This window comes from Brevibacillus sp. FW306-2-1A-C05A, from assembly GCF_058781555.1.
The window spans coordinates 69,345-90,127 of the sequence record NZ_JBYSWV010000006.1; the positions used below are offsets into that span (position 1 = coordinate 69,345).

At 58.6% G+C, this 20,783-nt stretch carries 17 protein-coding genes; 16 read left to right on the forward strand and 1 reads right to left on the reverse strand.

Translation table 11 applies throughout. From position 1 onward, the window contains the following. The first annotated feature begins 2 nt into the window (after positions 1-2). The 4 genes from AC3WJN_RS07010 (at position 3) to AC3WJN_RS07025 (ending at position 4,566) form a co-directional block, all read left to right on the forward strand. On the forward strand, positions 3-1,187 hold the full coding sequence (locus AC3WJN_RS07010; RefSeq protein WP_197186933.1) for a DegT/DnrJ/EryC1/StrS family aminotransferase: 1,185 nt from the start codon (positions 3-5) through the stop codon (positions 1,185-1,187). Continuing rightward, positions 1,174-2,454, forward strand: a complete 1,281-nt coding sequence (locus tag AC3WJN_RS07015) for a type III PLP-dependent enzyme domain-containing protein (protein ID WP_007783097.1) — start codon at positions 1,174-1,176, stop codon at positions 2,452-2,454. The genes AC3WJN_RS07010 and AC3WJN_RS07015 overlap by 14 nt, the downstream gene beginning before the upstream one ends. Continuing rightward, positions 2,451-3,434 (forward strand): ATP-grasp domain-containing protein, encoded by a 984-nt coding sequence (locus tag AC3WJN_RS07020; protein ID WP_005828445.1) that lies wholly within the window; start codon positions 2,451-2,453, stop codon positions 3,432-3,434. Before AC3WJN_RS07015 ends, AC3WJN_RS07020 begins: the two co-directional genes overlap by 4 nt. A gap of 241 nt (positions 3,435-3,675) precedes the next feature. After that, a complete protein-coding gene (locus AC3WJN_RS07025) occupies positions 3,676-4,566 on the forward strand; it encodes a putative RNA methyltransferase (protein ID WP_035317235.1) in 891 nt (296 codons plus the stop codon). Positions 4,567-4,597: 31 nt separating this feature from the next. Here AC3WJN_RS07025 and AC3WJN_RS07030 read toward each other — a convergent pair whose 3' ends face one another. Further along, the gene (locus AC3WJN_RS07030) at positions 4,598-4,891 is read right to left on the reverse strand and encodes a hypothetical protein (protein ID WP_162129877.1); all 294 of its coding nucleotides are present in this window, start codon (positions 4,889-4,891) and stop codon (positions 4,598-4,600) included. Between AC3WJN_RS07030 and AC3WJN_RS07035 the strand changes: the two genes are divergently transcribed. From AC3WJN_RS07035 to AC3WJN_RS07090, 12 genes are all read left to right on the forward strand, one after another. Further along, positions 4,829-5,533: a sigma 54-interacting transcriptional regulator gene (locus tag AC3WJN_RS07035; RefSeq protein WP_007783101.1), complete on the forward strand. Its 705-nt coding sequence runs from the start codon at positions 4,829-4,831 to the stop codon at positions 5,531-5,533. The genes AC3WJN_RS07030 and AC3WJN_RS07035 overlap by 63 nt on opposite strands. 146 nt (positions 5,534-5,679) lie before the next feature. Beyond that, entirely contained in the window at positions 5,680-6,243 is a 564-nt protein-coding gene (gene lepB / locus AC3WJN_RS07040; protein WP_007783103.1) for a signal peptidase I, read from the forward strand. Between the two features lie 94 nt (positions 6,244-6,337). Next, on the forward strand, positions 6,338-7,834 hold the full coding sequence (locus AC3WJN_RS07045) for a helix-turn-helix domain-containing protein (protein WP_007783105.1): 1,497 nt from the start codon (positions 6,338-6,340) through the stop codon (positions 7,832-7,834). A 164-nt stretch (positions 7,835-7,998) separates the two neighbouring features. After that, positions 7,999-9,669, forward strand: coding sequence for a urocanate hydratase (hutU, locus tag AC3WJN_RS07050; RefSeq protein WP_007783107.1), 1,671 nt, complete (start codon positions 7,999-8,001; stop codon positions 9,667-9,669). A gap of 6 nt (positions 9,670-9,675) precedes the next feature. Next, positions 9,676-10,950, forward strand: a complete 1,275-nt coding sequence (gene hutI, locus AC3WJN_RS07055) for an imidazolonepropionase (RefSeq protein ID WP_007783109.1) — start codon at positions 9,676-9,678, stop codon at positions 10,948-10,950. Beyond that, positions 10,947-11,948 (forward strand): agmatinase family protein, encoded by a 1,002-nt coding sequence (locus AC3WJN_RS07060; RefSeq protein ID WP_007783111.1) that lies wholly within the window; start codon positions 10,947-10,949, stop codon positions 11,946-11,948. Before hutI ends, AC3WJN_RS07060 begins: the two co-directional genes overlap by 4 nt. A 271-nt stretch (positions 11,949-12,219) precedes the next feature. Continuing rightward, positions 12,220-17,190, forward strand: coding sequence for an Ig-like domain-containing protein (locus AC3WJN_RS07065; RefSeq protein ID WP_007783115.1), 4,971 nt, complete (start codon positions 12,220-12,222; stop codon positions 17,188-17,190). A 139-nt stretch (positions 17,191-17,329) separates the two neighbouring features. Further along, complete coding sequence (locus AC3WJN_RS07070; RefSeq protein WP_005828462.1) at positions 17,330-17,842, forward strand: phage tail protein; 513 nt, start codon at positions 17,330-17,332, stop codon at positions 17,840-17,842. Between the two features lie 32 nt (positions 17,843-17,874). Continuing rightward, positions 17,875-18,372, forward strand: coding sequence for a phage tail protein (locus tag AC3WJN_RS07075; RefSeq protein ID WP_005828464.1), 498 nt, complete (start codon positions 17,875-17,877; stop codon positions 18,370-18,372). 21 nt (positions 18,373-18,393) lie between these two features. After that, positions 18,394-18,924, forward strand: coding sequence for a phage tail protein (locus AC3WJN_RS07080; RefSeq protein WP_005828466.1), 531 nt, complete (start codon positions 18,394-18,396; stop codon positions 18,922-18,924). 114 nt (positions 18,925-19,038) lie between these two features. After that, positions 19,039-19,977, forward strand: coding sequence for a GntR family transcriptional regulator (locus AC3WJN_RS07085; protein WP_492329231.1), 939 nt, complete (start codon positions 19,039-19,041; stop codon positions 19,975-19,977). A gap of 91 nt (positions 19,978-20,068) precedes the next feature. After that, entirely contained in the window at positions 20,069-20,707 is a 639-nt protein-coding gene (locus tag AC3WJN_RS07090) for a pyridoxamine 5'-phosphate oxidase family protein (RefSeq protein ID WP_005828469.1), read from the forward strand. Positions 20,708-20,783 lie beyond the last annotated feature (76 nt).

Sequence of the window (20,783 nt, forward strand, 5' to 3'; positions counted from 1 at the left end):
CGATGGGGGAACACTCACGCATTTTTTTGTCGCCGCCGCACATGGGGACAGAGGAACTGGAGCTGCTCGCCAGTGCGTTTGCGTCCAACTGGATTGCGCCGCTCGGAGAACACGTCGACGCGTTTGAGCAGGAGCTGGCCCGCTATGTCGGCGTGAAGGGGGCGCTTGCCGTCTCTTCCGGCACGGCGGCGCTCCATCTCGGGCTGAGGCTTGCGGGAGTAGGGCCGGGTGATACCGTTTTTTGCTCCAGCCTGACGTTTGTGGCGAGCGCCAACCCGATTTTGTACCTGGGGGCGACTCCGGTCTTCATCGATTCCGAGGAAGCGACCTGGAACATGTCGCCAGTCGCGTTGGAGCGGGCGTTGCGGGAAGCCGCCCGACAGGAGAAGCTGCCCAAAGCGGTCGTGATCGTCCATTTGTACGGGCAAAGCGCCGACATGGGCCCGCTGCTTGCGCTGTGCGAAGAGTACAAGGTGACGGTCGTGGAGGATGCGGCGGAATCGCTCGGGGCCGATTACAAAGGGCGAATGAGCGGCTCGCTCGGGCATTTTGCTGCGTTTTCGTTCAACGGGAACAAAATCATTACGACCTCCGGCGGGGGGATGCTCGTCTCGGATGATCGTGAAGCGTTGGAGCGGGCGCGTTTTTGGGCGACGCAGGCCCGCGAACGGGTGCGTCACTACGAGCATGAGCAGATGGGCTACAACTATCGCTTGAGCAATTTGCTCGCGGCGGTCGGCAGAGGGCAACTGCGGGTGCTGGAGGAGCGCATTGCGGCACGGCGGCGCGTCTGCCAGCGCTATGAAGCAAAGCTACGGCAGCTTCCCGGCATCTCGTTCATGCCGGAGGCTCCGACAGGGCGGGCGACGCGCTGGCTGACGGCGCTGACGGTAGATCCGCAGCAGGCAGAGGTTACGGCGGGGCAACTGATCGACGCGTTGGAGCGGGCAAACATCGAGGCGCGCCCGGTCTGGAAGCCGATGCACCGCCAGCCGTTGTTTGCCGGGTGCCGCTATTACCCGCATCTGCCAGAGCAGAGCGTCTCCGATGAGCTGTATGCGCGGGGCGTCTGCCTTCCTTCCGGCTCGAGCCTGAGCGAACAGCAGCAGGAGCGGGTCATCGCGGCTATCAGACAGTGCCTGTCAGGACGAGGACGTGCAAAGGAGCTGGGCCATGTACAGTTATGAGCAGCTTGCGGCGTGGAGAGAGCGTTGTCAGTCGTCGTTCTTTTTGCTCGATACAAACAGACTTCGCGACAATTACGAGCGGTTTTCCCGCGCCTTTTCCAGCCGGTATGAACAGGTGAGCGTCGGCTACTCGTACAAGACGAACTACTTGCCGTATGCGTGCCAATGCCTGCATCGGCTGGGGGCACTGGCGGAGGTCGTCTCCAGGCTGGAGTACGATCTCGCGCTGAAGCTGGGCGTCGAGCCGACCGCGATCATTTTCAACGGGCCGCTGAAGACGGCGGAAGACATCTGGCTCGCCTTGGAGCTGGGCAGCCTGGTCAATCTCGACTCGTTTTCGGAGATTGCCCCTGTGCTCACCTACGCGAGACAGCATCCCGAACAGACGGTTCGCGTCGGCTTGCGCGTCAATTTCGATTTGACGCGCGGCGGCGTCAGTCCGCTGCAAAACGGCTACGGTGTGAGCCGCTTCGGCTTTTGCGTGGAAAACGGCCGCTTCGCCCAAGCGCTCACGCTGCTGGCTGCCGTGCCGAATGTGCGGGTCGCGGGTTTGCACGGGCATTTTTCCACGAACCGTAGCGTAGGGGTGTATCGGCAGATTGCCCGCGAGCTGTGCCGACTGGGCAAAGCGCATCTCGGCGAGCAGCTTGAATATATCGACATCGGAGGCGGGTTTTACGGCGAACTGCCTGCCACGTTCGGGATGGTCGGCGTTCCGAGCTTTGACGACTACGCTCTCGCCATCACCGCTGTCCTCAAAGACGAACTGGCAGAAACGACTCGCCTGCCGCAGCTCATCCTGGAGCCGGGCATCTCGCTTGTGGCCGACGCGGTCGAGTTCGTCTGCCAGGTCGTGGATGTCAAGGAGAACCGCGGCGAGCGCTTTGTGCTTGTAGACGGCAGTGTCCACAATATCAAGCCGACCATGCACGCGTACCAGCTTCCCGTAAGCGTCGTGACACAAAGCAGCGAGGCAAGAGAAGGGACGTACCACGTAGTAGGCTATACGTGCATGGAAAAAGACTACTTGCTGCAAGGCTTTCGCGGCAAAGTGCCGGAGCCGGGAGATTTTCTCGTGTTCGGGCACACAGGGGCGTACACGCTCGTGTTCAATCCGCCGTTTATTCGCGAGCGGCCGCCTGTATTGGCCAAGGCAGGCCGCGATGTCGTCGTCGCGAGGCGCAAAGAGACGCTGGCGGAGTTTTTCCCGGAGTCGCTCTATGAATTTCAATTCCAGGCTGGCAAGCAGGAGGATACGAGTAGATGAACGTGCTGCTGACGAGCGTAGGCCGCAGGGTCAAGCTGATCGAGTATTTCGTCCGGGAGTGGGGCAGCGCGGGCAAAATAATCGCGGCGGACTGCGACCCGACCGCTCCTGCACTGTTCGCCGCCCATCACAGGCAGATCGTCCCGCGCATCGACGACCCGGCGTATGTGCAGACGCTGGAGGAAATTTGCCTGCGCTATGACATCAAGGCGGTGCTCTCCCTGATCGATCCCGAGCTTGGCGTGCTCGCCGCCCATGCCGAGCGGTTTTCGCGGCTGGGCGTGCAGGCCGTCGTCTCCGGGCTGGATGCGGTGAACCTGTGTCTCGACAAAAAGGGGACCTGCGATTTTTTGCGCGCCCACGGGCTTCCATGCGTGCCTACTTATACGCTGGAAGAGGCGCGAGCAGCGCTTGCCTGCGGAGAACTGACCTATCCGTTATTGGCGAAGCCGCGCAAGGGCAGCGCCAGCCTCGGCCTTGTCCGTATGGAAAAAGAGGCGGAGCTTGCCGCGTTCGCCCATAAGAAGGATGAGCTGATTGTCCAGCCGTTTTTGCAGGCGGAGGAATACGGCGTGGACGGCTACGCCGATCTCGTCACGGGCGAGCTGACGACGCTGTTTACGCGCAAAAAAATGCGCATGCGGGCAGGCGAGACAGACCGCTCGCTGGCGATCCGGGACGAGCGGCTGACGTCGTTGGTGACGTCGCTCGTCTCCGTCTTGCCGCTTCGCGGGCCGTTCGACATCGACTGCTTTTTGCTCGGGGACCAGTACGCGATCTCCGAGATCAATCCGCGCTTTGGCGGCGGCTATCCCCATGCGCATGAAAGCGGCGTAAACGCCGTCGCCGCCCTGTTCCGCAATTTGCGAAAAGAGGCGAGCAAGCCGAACATCGGCGACTACGAAGCAGGGACGATCATGCTGAAATACGATCAGGTCATGCTCGTCCACAGCAGTCGGCTGACGGGGGAGGGGATGTAAAAAAGCGCGCCAGCCTTGGGCGATCTGTTGTATAATGAAAGATACGGGGGTGACATGCCCCCGTGAAGATTTTGACAGGAGTGTCGTCCACTATGAGTATGAGCCCCCAATTCATGCGTTATCGGTAAGAAAAGGTACAGTCTAGCCTGATCCCGCTCGTTTTTTCCAAAGGAGAGCCGGGGTTTATTTGACTGTGCCTTTTTTCATTCACCGATTACGAATGAATGGGGTGCTTTTTTTTATGCTTCCAACCAGAAAAGAGCGGCAGGCCGAACTGCTGGCCCGGCATAGCGGGATGCTTAGATGCCCGGTTTGCCACGGGGCGCTGACGCTCATCCATACAGCTAATACAGCCAGCCTTGCATGCGCCAATCGCCATTGCTTCGACGTGTCGAGACACGGCTATGTGCACCTGGCGAATGCGGGCTACCGATCGAAGTACGAGCAAGAAATGTTTTTGGCGAGAAGAACCATTTCCGAGAAAGGCTTTTTTTCACCGCTGCACGCCGCCGTCAGTGAAAAGCTCGCCGAGTACGCAGCGACGAGCGGCGAGCCGTTGTCTGTGCTGGATGCCGGGTGCGGCGAAGGCTCGCATCTGGCTCGCATTCGCGAAGAGGTGAAAGCGCGGCAGCCAGTCGCGTTCGTCGGCGCTGGTGTCGATCTGTCCAAAGCGGGAATCGCCCTCGCGGCCAAGGCGCATCCCGAGCTGATCTGGTGCGTCGGCGATCTGGCCAATGCTCCGTTTGCCGACAATCGCTTTGCGGCCATCCTCAACGTGCTGTCGCCGCCCAATACGCGGGAGTTTGCGCGAATGCTGAAAAAAGACGGGCTCGTCATCAAGGTCGTGCCGGGCGAGCGATATTTGCGGGAGCTGCGCGAGTGTCTTTATGTGCAGCCGGGCAACCGGACGTATTCCAATGCAGCGACGATCCAGCGCTTCGCCGCCAGCTTTTCGCTGATCGACTGCGAGCGGGTGGCGTATTCGTTTCGGCTGGATCAGCCGAGCCTGGCGGCGCTGATCCAGATGACGCCGCTGACGTGGGGGGCCGAGCCAGAGCAACTGGCAAAGGCGCATGAGCTGGAGGGCGGAGAGATTTCTGTCGAGTTTACGGTTCTTGTTGGGAGAAAGTGAACGAGACGGCGTTTTTTTATAGGACGAATTGTCAAGACAAGTGCGACAGAGCTTCCATGAATGATTCGTAAGCGGTCTTCCTGGCGGTGGGCGGCGTACTCAAGTCGTTTTTGTTCGCCATTCGCCCGATCCAACTGGACGACACGATCAAGGAATGGGTCATCACGCTGGACGATGTGCAGGAGGTCGTCGAGATGGCGAGACGGGTGACGGCTGCTGAAACGGGCGATGCGTTTGCGGCGATTTCCGGCAGCAGCCCGGCGTGTTCGAAGCGGCAGGCAAAGGAACGCTGTTTTTGGACGAGATCGGGGACTTGCCTTTGCATTTGCAGGGCAAGCTGTTGCGGGTGCTGCAGGAAAAAGAGCTGCAGCGGCTCGGGAGCAGCGGCAAAACGGTTCCGGTCGAAGCGCGAATTATCGCGGCGACCCATCTCGATTTGCAGGAGCGGGTCGCGGCCGGGCTGTTTCGCCTCGATTTGTACTACCGTCTGCACGTCATCCCGATCCGCTTGCCCTCCTTGCGCGAGCGCCGGGAGGATATTTTGCCGTTGGCAAACGACTTTTTGGCGACGTACGCGAAAAAGCTGGGCAAAGCGATCTGCGGTTTTTCCCAGGACACACGGTCTTTGCTCTTTTGCCACGACTGGCCGGGCAATGTCCGCGAATTGGCCAACGTGATCGGGTACGCCGTCAATATGGAGGCGACGGCCTGGGTGCAGGTCGGAAGCTTGCCCGCTCAGATGATGCAGTTGCAGGCGGCTGCGGCCACTGAGAAGGCGTGGACGGAAAACGGTGGTGGGGCCGGGCAAAAGCAAATCGTCACGCTCAAAGAGCTGGAGCGCTCCGCGATCGCCCGAGCGATGCAGGAGGTGCGGCAGCGAAACGGCCGCAAAGAGGAGGCGGCGGCGCTGCTTGGCATCAGTCGGGCTACGCTGTTTCGAAAAGTGCGGGAGTACGGGCTGTCCTGATTCGCCCGGCGCTCTTGCTGTCGTCTCGTTTTGCGGCACAGCCGGCCCAGGAGGGGACCGGCTTTTTGGATTGGCCGCATTTTATGGTATGATGGTGGGTAGAGAGCAGGGGGAACGAAGAAGCAAGAGAGGAGTGGCATTGCACAATGAAAGAGATCATGGGATGGATTCGTTCGATTGCTTTTGCAGTCGTTTTCGCCCTGGTCCTTGGAATCTTCGTGTTTCAGCCTTACAAGGTTGACGGTCATTCCATGGACCCGACCTTGCAGGATCAGCAGCGCATATACGTGTCCAAGCTGCCGCATACGTTTTCGTACTTGCCGGACTACGGCGAAATCGTGGTCATCGACAGCCGCGTGGAGCGCGAGCGGACCTTTTTGGACGATGTCCTCAGCCATCCGTTGGTGGCGCTGTTGACGGGCACGGCAGAAGACCATTCGATGTACGTCAAACGCGTCATCGGCAGACCGGGCGACGTGCTGGAGTTCAAAAACAACCAGGTGTACCGCAACGGCGAAGCGCTCGAGGAGCCGTATATCAAGGAGACGATGCAGTACGTGGCTGACGGCAAATGGAAGGTGCCCGCAGACCACATTTTCGTCATGGGAGACAACCGCAACCACAGCACGGATTCCCGGGACATCGGCTTTATTCCGCTCGACCACATCATGGGCACGATGATCGAAAACCCGTTTAAGACACAAGAATAGAGCAAGGAGCAAAGGTTGTCCGCGAGAGGGCAACCTTTGTTTGCCAAAAGAGCTGTCGCATTTTTTGGACAAAGCGGGGAAAGGAGTGCTGCAAATGCCCAGTTTGCTGATTGCGGACAGGGACCCGACAGAGCGGGCAGGGCTCAGTTGGCTCGTCTCAAGCTGCGCCATCCCGTACGACAAGGTGCACAGCGCAGGGACGACGGCAGAGCTGTTTCAGGCGATGGAATCGCATACTCCCGAGGTCGTCTGCATCGAGCTGGACATGATCGACAAGGCGCACTGGGAGCGCCTGAAGCTGCTGGTTGCCCAGTATCGGCCGACGGTGCTCGTCACCACCTCGGAAGCGACGTTCGAGCGGGCGATGCAAGGCATCGAGCTGTCTGCGCGCGACCTGTGGCTGAAGCCGCAAACCCCGGAGTACATCCGCCGCGTGCTGACGCGCTCTTGTCAGGAGCGGGCAGGGGACGCGCGCATCGACCAGGGGGCCGGGAGCATCCAGGGACGGCGCGGGGAGATTTCGTACCGCGACTTGTTTTTGCCGGGGCAGTCGCCGCTCGGCGGACATACGGTCATGCTCGCGCAGTTGGAAGACGCGAAAAGACACCCGGAGCTGTTGCGTTTTTTCGCGGACTATCCGTTTCGCGACGAGCCAGTGCTGCTGCCGACAGGTGACGCGATTGTCGCCGTCTTTCCCGCGGAGACGGCGCTTGCCTGGCCGCAGTGGCACCAGTTTGGCAAGCGGTTGCTGATGGACTGGGAGGCGACGAGCGACGCCCCGCTGTTTCTCGTCATTTACAAGGCGGAAGACGCCGGACAGAGCTTGCAGCAAAAATACGAGCAGGCGAGCCAGGCGTTGCAACTGCGCTTTTTCAAAGGCTATCGGCAGGTGAGCATGGTCGACGGAAAGGTCAACTGGACGATGCTTGATCCGTTCCTGACGCCAGCCGAGCAGCGGGCGTGGATCGACATGCTGCACAGCGGCAATCGCGAGCAGCTCAAGCAGTGGCTGTACGCGCATTTTTTTTACAAGGACGAGCCGTATCCCGAGCCGGGACTGTTGCGCATTCGGTTGACGAGCATTTTGGCCCAGGTGAGGCGCTACATGAAGTCGCACGGGCTGGACAGCGCCTTTCTGGAAGAGGGGTACCACCGCGTATTCGAGACGATTTTGTACGCGCCGATTTTGTATCGCATCGTAACCGAGCTGCTTTTGTTTATCAACCAACTGCTCGATACCGCAAACGACCGCAGCGACGAGGGCAGGGCAGACGTGATCGAGCAGGCTATGCGCTACATGGAAGGGCGCTATACCGACCCGGCTCTGCGGCTGGAGGATGTCGCCCGGCACGTCGACCGCAGTCCGGCTTACTTCAGCACGCTGTTTGCGCAAAAGCAGGGCAGCTCCTTCCGGCAAGTTTTGACGGCGATGCGCGTGAAGGAAGCGCAGCGGCTGCTGCTGGAAACGGCTCTGTCCGTGCAGGAGGTGGCGGAGCGCAGCGGGTTCGTCAACGCCAATTACTTTAGTAAAATTTTTAAGGAAAAGACGGGTACAACCCCACGTTTGTTACGAAATCAAAAGAAAAGATAGAAATCGAAAGAAAAGGGAGATTTTTCGAAAATTCCATCTGTTTTGCCTGAAGCAATCGAAAGAAGAGGCACCAAATCGAAAGCATGGTGCCTTTTTTGCGTTTCCCGGCGCTTTTACAATAAAGCCAAGAGATACACATTCTACGGAAAGCAGGTGGATTTTCGATGACAACGACACAATCCATTGAACAGATGATAAAGGCATACTCGGGGACCGAGCTGCATACAAAAGGCTGGGTGCAGGAAGCGGCGCTGCGCATGCTGTTGAACAACCTGAACCCTGACGTGGCCGAGCGCACAGAAGATTTGGTCGTGTACGGCGGAATCGGGAAAGCGGCGCGCAACTGGGAATGTTTCGATGCGATTGTCAAAACATTGCAAACATTGGAGAGCGACGAGACGCTGCTGATCCAGTCGGGCAAACCGGTGGCGGTGTTCAAGTCGCACACCGATGCGCCGCGCGTGCTGCTCGCGAACTCCAACCTGGTGCCAGCCTGGGCCAACTGGGAGCACTTCCACGAGCTGGACAAAAAAGGCTTGATGATGTACGGGCAAATGACAGCCGGAAGCTGGATTTACATCGGCAGCCAGGGGATTGTGCAAGGCACGTATGAGACGTTTGCGGAGCTTGCCCGCCAACATTTTGCAGGCACGCTCGCGGGAACGATCACCGTCACGGCCGGGCTCGGCGGCATGGGCGGCGCGCAGCCTTTGGCCGTATCGCTCAACGGCGGCGTGAGCATCAACATCGAGGTCGACCGCACCCGCATCCAGCGCAGACTGGATACGCGCTATCTCGATGTGATGACAGAGAGCCTCGACGAAGCGATCCAGATGGCGGAGACGGCCAAGCGGGAGAAAAAAGGCATTTCGATCGGGCTGCTCGGCAATGCCCCGGAAGTGCTGAACGCGATGCTTGCCAAGGGCTTCATCCCGGGCGTGTTGACCGACCAGACATCTGCGCACGATCCGCTCAACGGCTACATCCCGGAAGGCATGAGTCTCGAAGCGGCGGCAGAGCTGCGCACGCGCGATCCGAAGGAGTATGAGAGACGCGCCAAGGCGAGCATCGCCAATCACGTTCGCGCCATGCTGGCTATGCAGGAAAAAGGAGCCGTCACTTTTGACTACGGCAACAACATCAGACAGGTGGCGAAAAACGAAGGCGTCGAGGAGGCGTTCCGCTTCCCTGGCTTCGTGCCCGCCTATATCCGTCCGCAGTTTTGCGAGGGCAAAGGGCCGTTCCGCTGGGTCGCGCTGTCCGGCGATCCCGAGGACATTTACAAGACCGACGAAGTGATTCTCCGCGAGTTTTCCTACAATACGCATCTGTGCAACTGGATTCGCATGGCGCAGGAACGCATTCAGTTCCAGGGGCTGCCGTCCCGCATTTGCTGGCTGGGCTACGGCGAGCGCGCGCGGTTTGGCCAGATCATCAACGACATGGTAGCGCGCGGCGAGCTGAAAGCGCCGATCGTCATCGGCCGCGACCACCTCGACTCCGGCTCCGTCGCCTCGCCCAACCGCGAGACGGAAGCGATGAAGGACGGCAGCGACGCGGTGTCCGACTGGCCGATCCTGAATGCGATGATTAATGCGGTAGGCGGAGCGAGCTGGGTATCTGTCCATCACGGCGGCGGTGTCGGCATGGGTTACTCCTTGCATGCGGGAATGGTCATCGTGGCAGACGGCACGCCGGAAGCCGCCCGCCGACTGGAGCGCGTCCTGACCACCGATCCGGGGATGGGCATCGTGCGTCATGCGGATGCCGGCTACGAGCTGGCGATTCGCACCGCGAAGGAAAAAGGCGTCAAGATCCCGATGTTGGAGGAGTAAACAGCGATGAAAAAACCAGTATGGATTCGCCATGCCAGCCAGCTCGCCACGTTGGCTGGCGGGTCTTCTGCTCCGGTGACAGGGGCCAGAATGAACGAGCTGGCGATTATTGAGGACGGCAGCGTATGGCTGGAAAACGGCGTGATCGAGCGGGTCGGCACCGACGACGAGTTGGCGAGTGTCTACCGCGAGCGGGCGCACGAAGCGTTCGTCATCGACGCCACGGGCAAGCTGGTCACGCCAGGCTTGATCGACCCGCATACGCACCTCGTGCATGCGGGCACCCGGCAAAACGAGTTCAACATGCGCCTGAACGGCGCGACGTACATGGACATCATGAACAACGGCGGCGGCATCCACGCGACGACTGCGGCGACGAGACAGGCGACACACGAAGAGCTGTATGCCGAGAGCAAGCGGCGGCTCGACCAGTTTTTGCTGCACGGGGTGACGACCGTCGAGGCCAAGAGCGGCTACGGCCTCACCCTGGAGGACGAACTCAAGCAGCTTGAAGTAGCGAAAAAGCTGCATGAAGAGCATCCGGTCGATCTCGTCAGCACGTTCATGGGCGCACATGCGGTTCCGCGCGCGTACAAGGAAACGCCGGATGCGTTTGTCGATTTGGTCATCGAGCAAATGATTCCCGAGGTCGCACGGCGCAAGTTGGCCGTTTTCAACGACGTGTTTTGCGAGCGCGGCGTCTTTACCCCCGAGCAGTCGCGGCGCATTCTCGAAGCCGGGATGCGCCACGGCCTGCTGCCGAAAATCCACGCGGATGAAATCGAGCCGTACGAAGGCGCGGAGCTGGCGGCTTCGCTCGGCGCCGTCTCTGCCGATCATTTGCTGCGCGCCTCCGATCGCGGGATCGAGCTGATGGCAAAGGCAGGGGTGATCGCGGTGCTGTTGCCAGGCACGGCCTTGTTTCTGATGGCTGAATCTGCGAACGGGCGCAAAATGATTGACCGCGGCGTGGCGGTCGCGCTCTCGACCGACTGCAACCCTGGCTCCTCGCCGACTGTCTCGCTGCCGCTGATGATGAATCTCGGCTGCCTGAAAATGGGGATGACTCCGGCAGAAGTGTTGACGGCCGCGACGATCAACGCCGCACACGCCATCCGCTGCGCGCACGAGGTCGGCAGCATCGAGGTCGGGAAAAAAGCGGACATCGCCATTTTTGACGTGCCAGACTTCATGACTTTGCAATATCGTTACGGCGTCAACCACGTAGACACGGTCATCAAAAAAGGCACGGTCGTCGTCGCGGGAGGGAGACGCGTATGACAGCAGGGTACCCGTATCCGCTCCTGAAGCCGCCCAGCTTTTCCTGGGACCGGAGCGCAGCGCCTGCCGAGCCAAAAGTAAGCGAGTGGATTGCAACGCTCGATCCGGCGACGGCGGGCAGCACCGACTGGAGCGACTACGATGTGGTGCTCTTAGGGGTGCCGCTGTCGCGCTCGTCCATTTCGGCCTCGGCAGCGAGCGAGAATCCGGACGCGATGCGGCGGGCGTGGAAGTATTTTACGACCTATAATCTCGATCACGACGTGGACTTGCAGCCGCTGCGCGTCGTCGACCTCGGCGACGTCAGGCAGCATGTGACAGACATCGCCCAGTGCCACCGCAACATCCGGGAAGCGATGGCGCAAATGCGCACGCACCATCCGCAGCTTTTGCCTGTGATGCTGGGCGGCGATCATTCGATCACGGCGATGCTCATCAAAGGCTACAAGGACATCCATCCCGACGAGCGGGTAGGCATCCTGCAACTGGACACGCATTTTGACCTGCGCGATTTGGCGGACAACGGCCCCTCGAACGGCACGCCGATCCGCAATCTGATCGAGAGCGGCACGATTTGCGCGCGGGATGTGCACAACATCGGGCTGCACGGCTTTTTCAACGCCCGCTCGCTCAAAGCATACGCCGACGAAACAGGCGTGCGCTATACGACGCTTCGCCAGGCGCGGCAAAAAGGGGTGGCCCGCACCGTGCAGGAAGCGCTGGAACAGCTCGCGGGCCAGGTGGACACGATCTATTTGACCGTGGACATGGACGTGCTCGATTGCAGCTACGGCCCCGGGGTTCCTGCTTCCACACCCGGAGGCATGCACAGCGACGAGCTGTTCGAGGCTGTCTACGCGGCAGGGCTGCATCCGAAGGTCAAGGCGATGGACCTCGTCTGTCTCGACCCGTACAAGGACCGGGCAGAAGCGACGGTCAAGACGGCTGTGCACGTGCTGCTGTCGTTTTTGACCGGGTTTCGCCAGCGCGAACAATAAAAAAGCAAAGCCAAACCGCTGGTGCTCAGGCTCATGCATGCCGGGCGAAACAGCGGTTTTTTCGTGGCGCTCGACACTCGTGCCGTACGGCGAGTGCTTCGCCAAAATAGCAACAAAAGAACTAACTTTAGTAAGGTTCACGCTGGAGCATCTTTTGCTAAAATTGGTTTGCCATTTCCTAGATGCCTGTCCCAAAGTATGCCAGGCGAACAGGCTGAAAAGAAACGAGTAAAAGCGCATCAACGGCGAAGGGAGGAATGAAGAGGACGATATGAAACGATTGCTTGCACGGCTGTTGTCGTTGCTGCTGATTTTTTCGCTGGCACAGCCAATGGTGCCGCCTGCCGGAGCGAATCAGACTTCGGCCAAGGTCCCGGTGGGCGAAGATTTTTTTGTGGATACAGATGCCTATGAGCACGGAACACCCGACGGCGTAGGAAACTTGAATGCGATATTTGTCGGATATGCCGACTCTTTTGGGGCTGCCAATGCAGCTCTCAAGTTTCAGTTGGGGAGCGGTCAGGTTGATTTCAACCGGAAAATCCAGTCGGCCTATTTGCGTCTTTTTCTGACTCAGGTGGATGCCTTCCAAGGAAAACCGTTTCTCGATCTTTACGCCGCCCAGAATGATTCCTGGACAGAGCGGGATGCTGTTCTTCCGCAAACCGCAGAGCTGATCGAGCGGATTACGGAATCCGGTCTGAGGCAGAATGACTGGGTATCGTTTGACGTGACCGATTTTCTGCGGGAGCAGTCGGCGGATAAAGTAGCGAGCTTTGTGCTAAAAGGGCATCAGTTGCCGCCAGCGGGTGGCGCACCACGGATACAGGTCGCTTTTCTCGACAAGTCATCCGGTCAAACGGAAAAGATTCCGTACCTGGAGATCACCTATGCTCCGAACTCCCCGCCGACCGCTATTTCACTGAGCAACGACAGCGTCCCGGAAAATCTTCCGGCGGACACGCCGGTCGGCACGTTCAACGCGACAGACCCGGACAGCGAAGATCAGGGCAAATTGACGTTTGAGTTGACAGGCAACGAGCAAGGCGCCTTCAAGCTTGTCGGCAACGAGCTGTTCACCACGGCATCGTTTGACTATGAGACGAAAAGCAGCTATTCCATCGACGTCAAGGTGAGCGACTCCGCCGGAAACACGCTCACCAAAGCATTTACGATCCGGGTCGAGGATGTGCAGGAGCCGCCGACTTTTGCCGAGCTGACGATTAACGAGGGCATGTTCTACACCAGCTTCAATCAGGTCAGTCTGAAAACGACAGTCACCGATCCTGATCTCGGCAAGCCGTTACAGGTGCGGTTCTCGAATGCCGCCGATCAATGGACGGATGATTGGAAAGCTTACAGCCCGTCGTCTTCCTATCCCTGGACGTTAGCGGCGGGAGACGGAGTAAAGACGGTCTACATGCAGGCGCAGGATGAAGCCGGCCATCAGATTTCCGCCAGCGCCACAATCACGCTGGACACGACCCCGCCACTCGTGACGGGAGTGGTCGACAGAGGCGATTACAAGGAGCCTGTGACGATCACCTTTAACGAAGGGACAGCGGTTCTGAACGGGGCCGCGATTGTCAGCGGCTACAAGGTGACGGCGGATGGCAACTATACGCTGAGAGTGACAGATATGGCTGGAAACACGACGACGCTTTCGTTTTTTCTCGATACAACCGCTCCGACGGGATCCCTGCAGATCGAAAGCGGCCAATCGTTTACGACAAAGCGAAATGTTGTGTTGACGATCACGGGGACGGACGGGGAAGGCATCGGCCAGCTTCAGATGAACTTCTCCAACGATGGGGCCACCTGGTCCGGATGGGAGTGGCTTGCCGCCACGAAAGCATGGGAACTGAGCCCCGGAGACGGAAGCAAAACCGTGAAAATGAAGCTGAAAGACGGGCTGGGGCATGAGCGGGAATACGAGGACAGCATTACGCTGGATACGACTCCGCCAGAAGCCGCCCTGTCGATCAAAGGAACGAACGCTGCGAATACGGCGACTTCGTCTGCGACTGTCAAGCTGCTGATCGAAGCGACAGATGCGCAAGGCCCTGTAGAGATGACGCTCTCCAATACGGACGGCGTGTTTGCAGGCGGATGGCAGCCTGTCCAGCCTGAGCTGCAGTGGAAATTGAGCAGCGGCGACGGAAACAAAACGGTCTACGCCAAATTCCGCGACGCGGCGGGGCATGAAGTCACGCGCTCTGCCAGCATTTTGCTGGATACGGTTCCGCCGGAAGTGACAGGCGTTGCGGCTGGCAACTATTACAACCAGGAGGTCACCGTTCATTTTTCGGAAGGGACGGCTGTACTGAACGGCGAGCCGTTTGCGGATGGCGAGCAGATCAGCGAGGACGGCACGTACACGCTGGTTGTCACGGACGTGGCAGGCAATACCACGACCGTTTCCTTCACGGTTGACCGGACAAAGCCTGCGGGAACCTTCACGATCAACAATGGCGAGGACTGGACGAACACCCCGCAGGTCGTGCTGCAGTTGAATGTGACGGATATGTCCCCGATGACGGCCGCCTTCGCCAATGACGCGGAAGGGTGGCAGCCATCCGAACCGTTTGCGGCTACGAAGTCGTGGACACTCAGTTCCGGCGATGGGCAAAAGCGCGTGGCGGTCAAGCTGAGAGATGCGGCCGGGAACGAGGCGACATGGGAGGCGCACATTACGCTGGATCAAACCGCCCCGACCGGAAGCTTTACGATCAATGACGACCAGAGCGTGACGAACGAGCGGCAGGTTGAACTGAAGCTGCAATACGCGGATGCGGACGATCAACTGCAAATGCGTTTCTCCCCTACAGGGACGAATGACTGGTCGGACTGGGAGCCGGCGCAGCAGACGAAAGCGTGGGAGCTATCCACCGGAGACGGTACGAAAACAGTCTTTTTGCAACTGCGCGATCGCGCGGGCAACGTGCGCGACTTGCAAAAGTCTATCATGCTCGATACGACACCGCCTGTAGTCAGCGGGGTGACCCATGAGGGCGTGTACAACTCCGACCAGCAGATTTCCTTTTCGGACGGGACGGCTACGTTGAACGACGCTCCTTTCCTTAGCGGAACAACCGTTACTGAGCACGGGCAGTACACGCTCGTCGTAACGGATGCGGCCGGAAACAAAACAACCATCTTTTTTACGATCGACAAGACGCCTTTGACAGGGACGCTCGCGATTAATCAGGGCGCGGCGTTCACAACCTCGCGCAATGTGACGCTGGATCTTTACGCAAACAAAGGCGCACCGGACACGCGCATGTCCTTTTCCAACGATGGAAGCACATGGAGCCCAGCCGAGCCGTTTGCCCTGACAAAAGAGTGGACGCTGTCCGAAGCAGATGGCGGCAAAACCGTCTACGTGCGCCTGGAGGACAAAGCGGGGTACACGACGGACGTAAGCGATACGATTGTTCTGGATACGACCATGCCGGCGGGAAGCTTGCTCATTAACGGGGGCAACCTCGTGACAGAGACGCGGACGGTCAACTTGACGGTTACGGCAGCAGATGCCAATGGCCCTGTGCAGGCTCGCTTCGCCAACGAGGATGAAGAGTGGAACGCCTGGAGCGACGTCGTTTCGGCGCTGCCGTGGGAGCTGTCGGCAAACGATGGGAGCAAAATCGTTCGCATGCAACTGCGCGATCAGGCCGGAAATGTCTCGTCCTTTACAAGCAGCATCGAGCTTGATATGAACGCGCCGGTCGTGCATGGTGTCGAGAATGGCAAAAGCTACCGGGAAGACGTGCAGATCACGTTCAACGAGGGCACGGCTACACTCGACGGTCAGTCATTTACAAGCGGCACGACGGTAAGCGATGAGGGCGAGCACGAACTGGTCGTCACCGACGCCGCAAGCAACTTCACGCAGATTGCCTTTACCATCGACAAAACGCCTCCGCAGGGCACGTTTGCCATTAACAACGACGCTGCGACGGCAAGCTCGGTCAATGTGACGCTGAACGTTACCGCCACCGACTCGCTGGGAGAGGTAGAAATGCGCTTCGCCAATGAAAACGAGGGCTGGAGCGACTGGGAACAGGCGGCTCCAACGGTTCCGTGGCGGCTTCCTTCCGGCAACGGGATGAAAAAAGTGCTGCTGCAACTGCGCGACGAGGCGCACAACACGATTGAACTGGAGGCGCAAATCAGGCTGTCCGTTTACGTTCCGACTCCGCCAACAACGGTCAAGGTGACAGGCGTACAGCTCGATGCGAGCAGCCTGCAGTTGCAAGCAGGCGATACGCGCACAGTGACCGCTGTGATTCAGCCGGAAAATGCGAGCGACAAACGGGTCAGATGGGCGAGCAGCCATTCCGCTGTGGCGGAGGTAGACAGTCAGGGGAACATCGTGGCACGGGCAGCAGGGACTGCGCGCATTACCGTCACTACTGTCGATGGCGGCTACACGGATACGGTAGAAGTAACGGTCAAGGAAGAGGCCGATTCTTCCTCCCTGCAAGCCTCGAAAAAAGCGTTCCGCCTGAAGCCAAAAGAGCGGGCGCACGTCCAGATTTTCAAGGTCGAAGGGGACGAGAAGACAGAGATCACCACAGACAAAAAGGTAGAGTACCGCACGAAGCGCGGCCTCGTCACGGTAGCAGCGGGCCAGATTACGGCTGGCAGCGACGAAGGCGAGGACGTCATCACGGTAACGTACGAAGGGCAAGAGCTGCAAATCCCGGTTACGATCACAACCCGCACAAGCGATAAAGTCAGCCTGCTTTCCCGGACCGAGGGCGTGCTTGCGGTAGACGAGGAAAGGCAGTTGGAGCTGGTGGCGCTGTACGGCGACGACACGACAGAAGATGTGACGGATCAAGTAGAATGGACTTCCTCCAATCCGGATGTCGTGGAGGTTGACGAGGATGGCAGGATGGTTGCCAAGGCGACAGGTACAGCCGTCATTTCCGGGAGCATAGACAAACGGAAATTCAGGGTCCGCCTGCTGGTTGTCGAGGAAAAACAGCCGAGACGCATCGAGGTCGCACCTGCCTACGTCCGCTTGAAGGAAGGGCAGGAAAAAGCGCTCGTCCTGACGGGCACGTATGAAAAAGGGTACCAGGACCTGATTGCAGAGGACGCCGAGTGGACGGTAGAGGATCCGGAGATCGCCGAGGTGATCGACGGGAACATCGTTGCCCGCAAGGCGGGTAAAACGATCGTCACCATCAACTACGAAGGCAAGACCGCCAGCGTGCGGGTGGAGGTCAGAAAGTAGCGCCGTGTTTTTTGAGAGAAGAAGGTGCCAGCTATACGGCTGGCACTTTCTGACTTGCGAAGGACAAGACCGGCAAGCAGAGACCGGAGACTGCTTTTCGGGCAAATACGCAGAAGCAAACAAGGAGGGAGCAACAACGATGGAACCATATGTGGGAGAAATCAGGATGTTTGCGGGAACTTATGCGCCGCGGGGCTGGGCGTTTTGCGAGGGGCAATTGCTTTCGATAGCGGAAAATGAACTGCTGTTCAGTGTGATTGGAACGACCTATGGCGGTGACGGGATGACCACGTTTGGCTTGCCCGATCTGCGCGGCCGAGTGCCTGTACACATGGGCACCAACCCGTCCACGCAAACTGCTTACCCGCTGGGAGCGATGGGCGGAACCGAGACGGTCGTCCTTCAGTCTGGCCAATTGCCGACGCACACCCATACGGTCAACGTATCGTCAACGGACGGGACTGATGTGGAACCAGGCGGGCATGTTTGGGCGAAGCGGATTTCGCAATTTTCGCAAAATCAGGCGGCGATCCAGATGAGCCCTCTCGCCGTGGAAAGCATCGGCGGCAACCAGCCGCACAATAACATGATGCCCTATACCGTTATCAGTTTCATCATTGCGACAATAGGCTATTATCCAGTCCAATCGTAGGCAACACATTTATCCAGGGGAGGTAGATTGCGATGTCAGAACCATTTCTCGGAGAAATTCGCGCCTTTGCTTTTCCGTTCCCGATGAGGGGCTGGGCGCTGTGTGATGGATCCATTTTGCAAATTGCCCAGCACCAGGCGCTGTATTCGATCCTCGGAGCGACTTATGGGGGGAACGGCGTCACGACCTTTGCCTTGCCTGACCTGCGGGGGCGAGTGCCTGTCCACACCGGAAACGGAATCACGCTCGGACAGGCTGGCGGCGAGGAAGCGCATGTGCTGAGCATTGGGGAAATGCCGCCGCACACGCACGTCGCCAAGCCGCTGTCGACCTCGGGATCAATCGGAAAGGCCGAAGCAAACGTATGGGCCATGACGAATGTACAAGCGTTTGCGGCCGCCCCGAATGCGACGATGCGCGGCGATGCCCTGGGCGCAGCCGGAGGGAGCCAGCCGCACAACAACATGCAGCCTTACCAGGTGCTCAATTACTGCATTGCTATACAAGGGATATACCCTTCCCGTAACTAACTGATCGAGGAGGAATGAAAAATGGACGGCTTTGTCGGGGAGATTCGGATTTTTACAGGCCAGTTCGCACCGAAAAACTGGGCTTTTTGCGACGGAAGTTTGCTTTCGATCGGGCAGTTTACGCCGCTGTTTGCCATTTTGGGGACGAGATTTGGCGGGGATGGCAAAATGACGTTTGCTTTGCCCAATTTGCAAGGGACGGCGCCGATGCACCACGGAACAGGCAATGGCTTGACGCCGAAAGCGTTCGGAGATCAGGGAGGCAGCAGCACGGTGACGCTAAATACCTCACAGATGCCTGGGCATACGCACGTTCCAAACGCTGCGGAGAGGCCGACGACAAACAACCCGGACGGGATGATCTGGTCGAACACGGAGGGCAGAGGCGGGCTTTTGGCTTACGGACCAGCCGATGCGTCGGCACAGACAACGCTTAGCCAGTTCGCCGTTTCGCCCGCAGGAGAAGGGATGCCGCACAACAACAGACAACCCTATTTAGGCGTAAACTATATCATTTGCGTGCTTGGCGAATTTCCGCCGCGTGGAGATTGAGAAAAGAATGTGCCGGATGCGAATTGGCTCTCGTATCTGGCACTTGCTTTGTCCAATTATCCTATTGTAATATGACAGAATATTACTGCGATACCTTTTTCACGGGGTGATTTGATGCAGAAGTCTGTCAATGGTCCATCCTCCATTCCCGTCTCTAGTCAATTGAAGGAACAGTTGAAAAACTTGATGGAGCAACGAATTTATCAGCCGCAGGACAAACTGCCGACGATCCGCGAGCTGTCCGGCTTTTTGCGGCTGAAGCAACAAACGGTCGAAGCCGCGTATGCAGCGCTGGAAGCGGAAGGCTACGTGACGCTGGACGATGCCGGAGCGGCGTTTGTCGCGGACAAGCTCCCGAAAAAGAGCGCCCAGGTCGACCAGGGAATCGCAGCAAAGCAGCGGGAAGAGACGATCTTGTCCCGCGTTCTGGAAAAGGCGAAGCAGCCGGCCTTCCAGAAGGCACAGGGCCGGACGAAGCCAGCCATCCTGTTTGCCGAGTGTAATGTCGTACAGGTGCAGGAATACGCGGTCGAGCTGGAAAAGGCGACCGGCTACACCGTCAAGCCGTGCCTGATTAAAGACCTGGAGCAGTTTGCAAGCAGCATTCTCAACGGCTACTACGATCTCGTCGTCACGACGTTTTTACACATAGAAGAGGTGCAAAAATGGCTGGACAGCTTGGGGGACAGCGACGTTCCGAAGGTCATCGGCTGCTTGCTGGAATCGAATCTCCAGTCGATCCGGGAGTTGCAGCAGCTCCCTCCTGGCAGCCTCGTGGGAATCGGCGGCACGACATGGGAGGGCGCCTACAATTTCCGCCAATCCATCCTCAACGCGGGGATGACGCACCTGGAGCTGCAAATCGGCTCGATGGAATACCCGTCGTCCTTGGATGAGTTTTTGTCCGCGAAGCCGAGCCTGATTGTGTGCACCAGCATCGTCGGCGACTATTTGAAGCGGCAGTCGCGCTTTTTGCCGCTATTGATCGAGGACCGTTATCTGAACGCCCAGTCCGTGCAGTACATTCAGCAGTGCGTCGAAGGCAGCCGCTGAGCGCGGGAAGGCAAATCGGTGCCGTGAACAGCCGCTGGTTATGGTATGATGGAGGTAATGCTTTTCCATAACAGGAAAAAGAGGTGCAGTCATGTCAGGATTCGGAATATTTCGCGAAGTAGTCACGTCCGAGGAGCAACTGCGAGAAACGTTCGGAGTACCGAGCCCCCTGGTGCAAAACAAGTCGATCTCCCAGCTCGATGAGCATTGCCGGAATTATATCGCTCAATCGCCTTTTCTGATTATTTCTACCGCAGATGAAAAAGGAAACTGCGATGCCTCGCCGCGCGGAGATGCGCCGGGCTTCGTGCACATCATCGACGACCGCCATCTGGTCATCCCGGAGCGGCCGGGGAACAAGCGGATGGATTCCATCACCAACATCCTGGTCAATCCGCACATCGGCCTGATTTTTTTGATTCCGACGCTGGAAGAAACATTGCGGATCAACGGACGGGCATGTGTGATCCAGGACCAGGATATTTTGGAGAAAATGGCTGTAAAGGGCAAGGTTCCCGCGCTCGGAATCGGCGTGCAGGTGGAAGAGTGCTACGTGCATTGCGCCAAGGCGTTTATGCGCTCCGGGCTGTGGAAGCCGGACAAGTGGCCGGAGGCTGGCACGACGCCTAATATTGCCAAAATGCTGGCAGACCACGTGAAGCTCCCTGGCATCTCTGCAAAAGAGGTGGCAGAGGGCTTGCAAGACAGCTACACCAATCGTCTGTACTAGAGCAAGAGAAGCGAGCCTCCCTGATGTTTGAGGGGGATTGTTTTTTTCCAAAAGATAGCAGTCGAGTTTTCCGATC

Coding starts and splice junctions, on each gene's coding strand:
- AC3WJN_RS07075 (WP_005828464.1), top strand. CDS start 17,875: ATGTCAGAACCATTTCTCGGAGAAATTCGCGCCTTTGCTTTTCCGTTC.
- AC3WJN_RS07090 (WP_005828469.1), top strand. CDS start 20,069: ATGTCAGGATTCGGAATATTTCGCGAAGTAGTCACGTCCGAGGAGCAA.
- AC3WJN_RS07010 (WP_197186933.1), top strand. CDS start 3: ATGGGGGAACACTCACGCATTTTTTTGTCGCCGCCGCACATGGGGACA.
- AC3WJN_RS07065 (WP_007783115.1), top strand. CDS start 12,220: ATGAAACGATTGCTTGCACGGCTGTTGTCGTTGCTGCTGATTTTTTCG.
- AC3WJN_RS07060 (WP_007783111.1), top strand. CDS start 10,947: ATGACAGCAGGGTACCCGTATCCGCTCCTGAAGCCGCCCAGCTTTTCC.
- AC3WJN_RS07030 (WP_162129877.1), bottom strand. CDS start 4,891: ATGCAAAGGCAAGTCCCCGATCTCGTCCAAAAACAGCGTTCCTTTGCC.
- AC3WJN_RS07085 (WP_492329231.1), top strand. CDS start 19,039: ATGCAGAAGTCTGTCAATGGTCCATCCTCCATTCCCGTCTCTAGTCAA.
- AC3WJN_RS07070 (WP_005828462.1), top strand. CDS start 17,330: ATGGAACCATATGTGGGAGAAATCAGGATGTTTGCGGGAACTTATGCG.
- AC3WJN_RS07015 (WP_007783097.1), top strand. CDS start 1,174: ATGTACAGTTATGAGCAGCTTGCGGCGTGGAGAGAGCGTTGTCAGTCG.
- lepB (WP_007783103.1), top strand. CDS start 5,680: ATGAAAGAGATCATGGGATGGATTCGTTCGATTGCTTTTGCAGTCGTT.
- AC3WJN_RS07020 (WP_005828445.1), top strand. CDS start 2,451: ATGAACGTGCTGCTGACGAGCGTAGGCCGCAGGGTCAAGCTGATCGAG.
- hutI (WP_007783109.1), top strand. CDS start 9,676: ATGAAAAAACCAGTATGGATTCGCCATGCCAGCCAGCTCGCCACGTTG.
- AC3WJN_RS07080 (WP_005828466.1), top strand. CDS start 18,394: ATGGACGGCTTTGTCGGGGAGATTCGGATTTTTACAGGCCAGTTCGCA.
- hutU (WP_007783107.1), top strand. CDS start 7,999: ATGACAACGACACAATCCATTGAACAGATGATAAAGGCATACTCGGGG.
- AC3WJN_RS07045 (WP_007783105.1), top strand. CDS start 6,338: ATGCCCAGTTTGCTGATTGCGGACAGGGACCCGACAGAGCGGGCAGGG.
- AC3WJN_RS07025 (WP_035317235.1), top strand. CDS start 3,676: ATGCTTCCAACCAGAAAAGAGCGGCAGGCCGAACTGCTGGCCCGGCAT.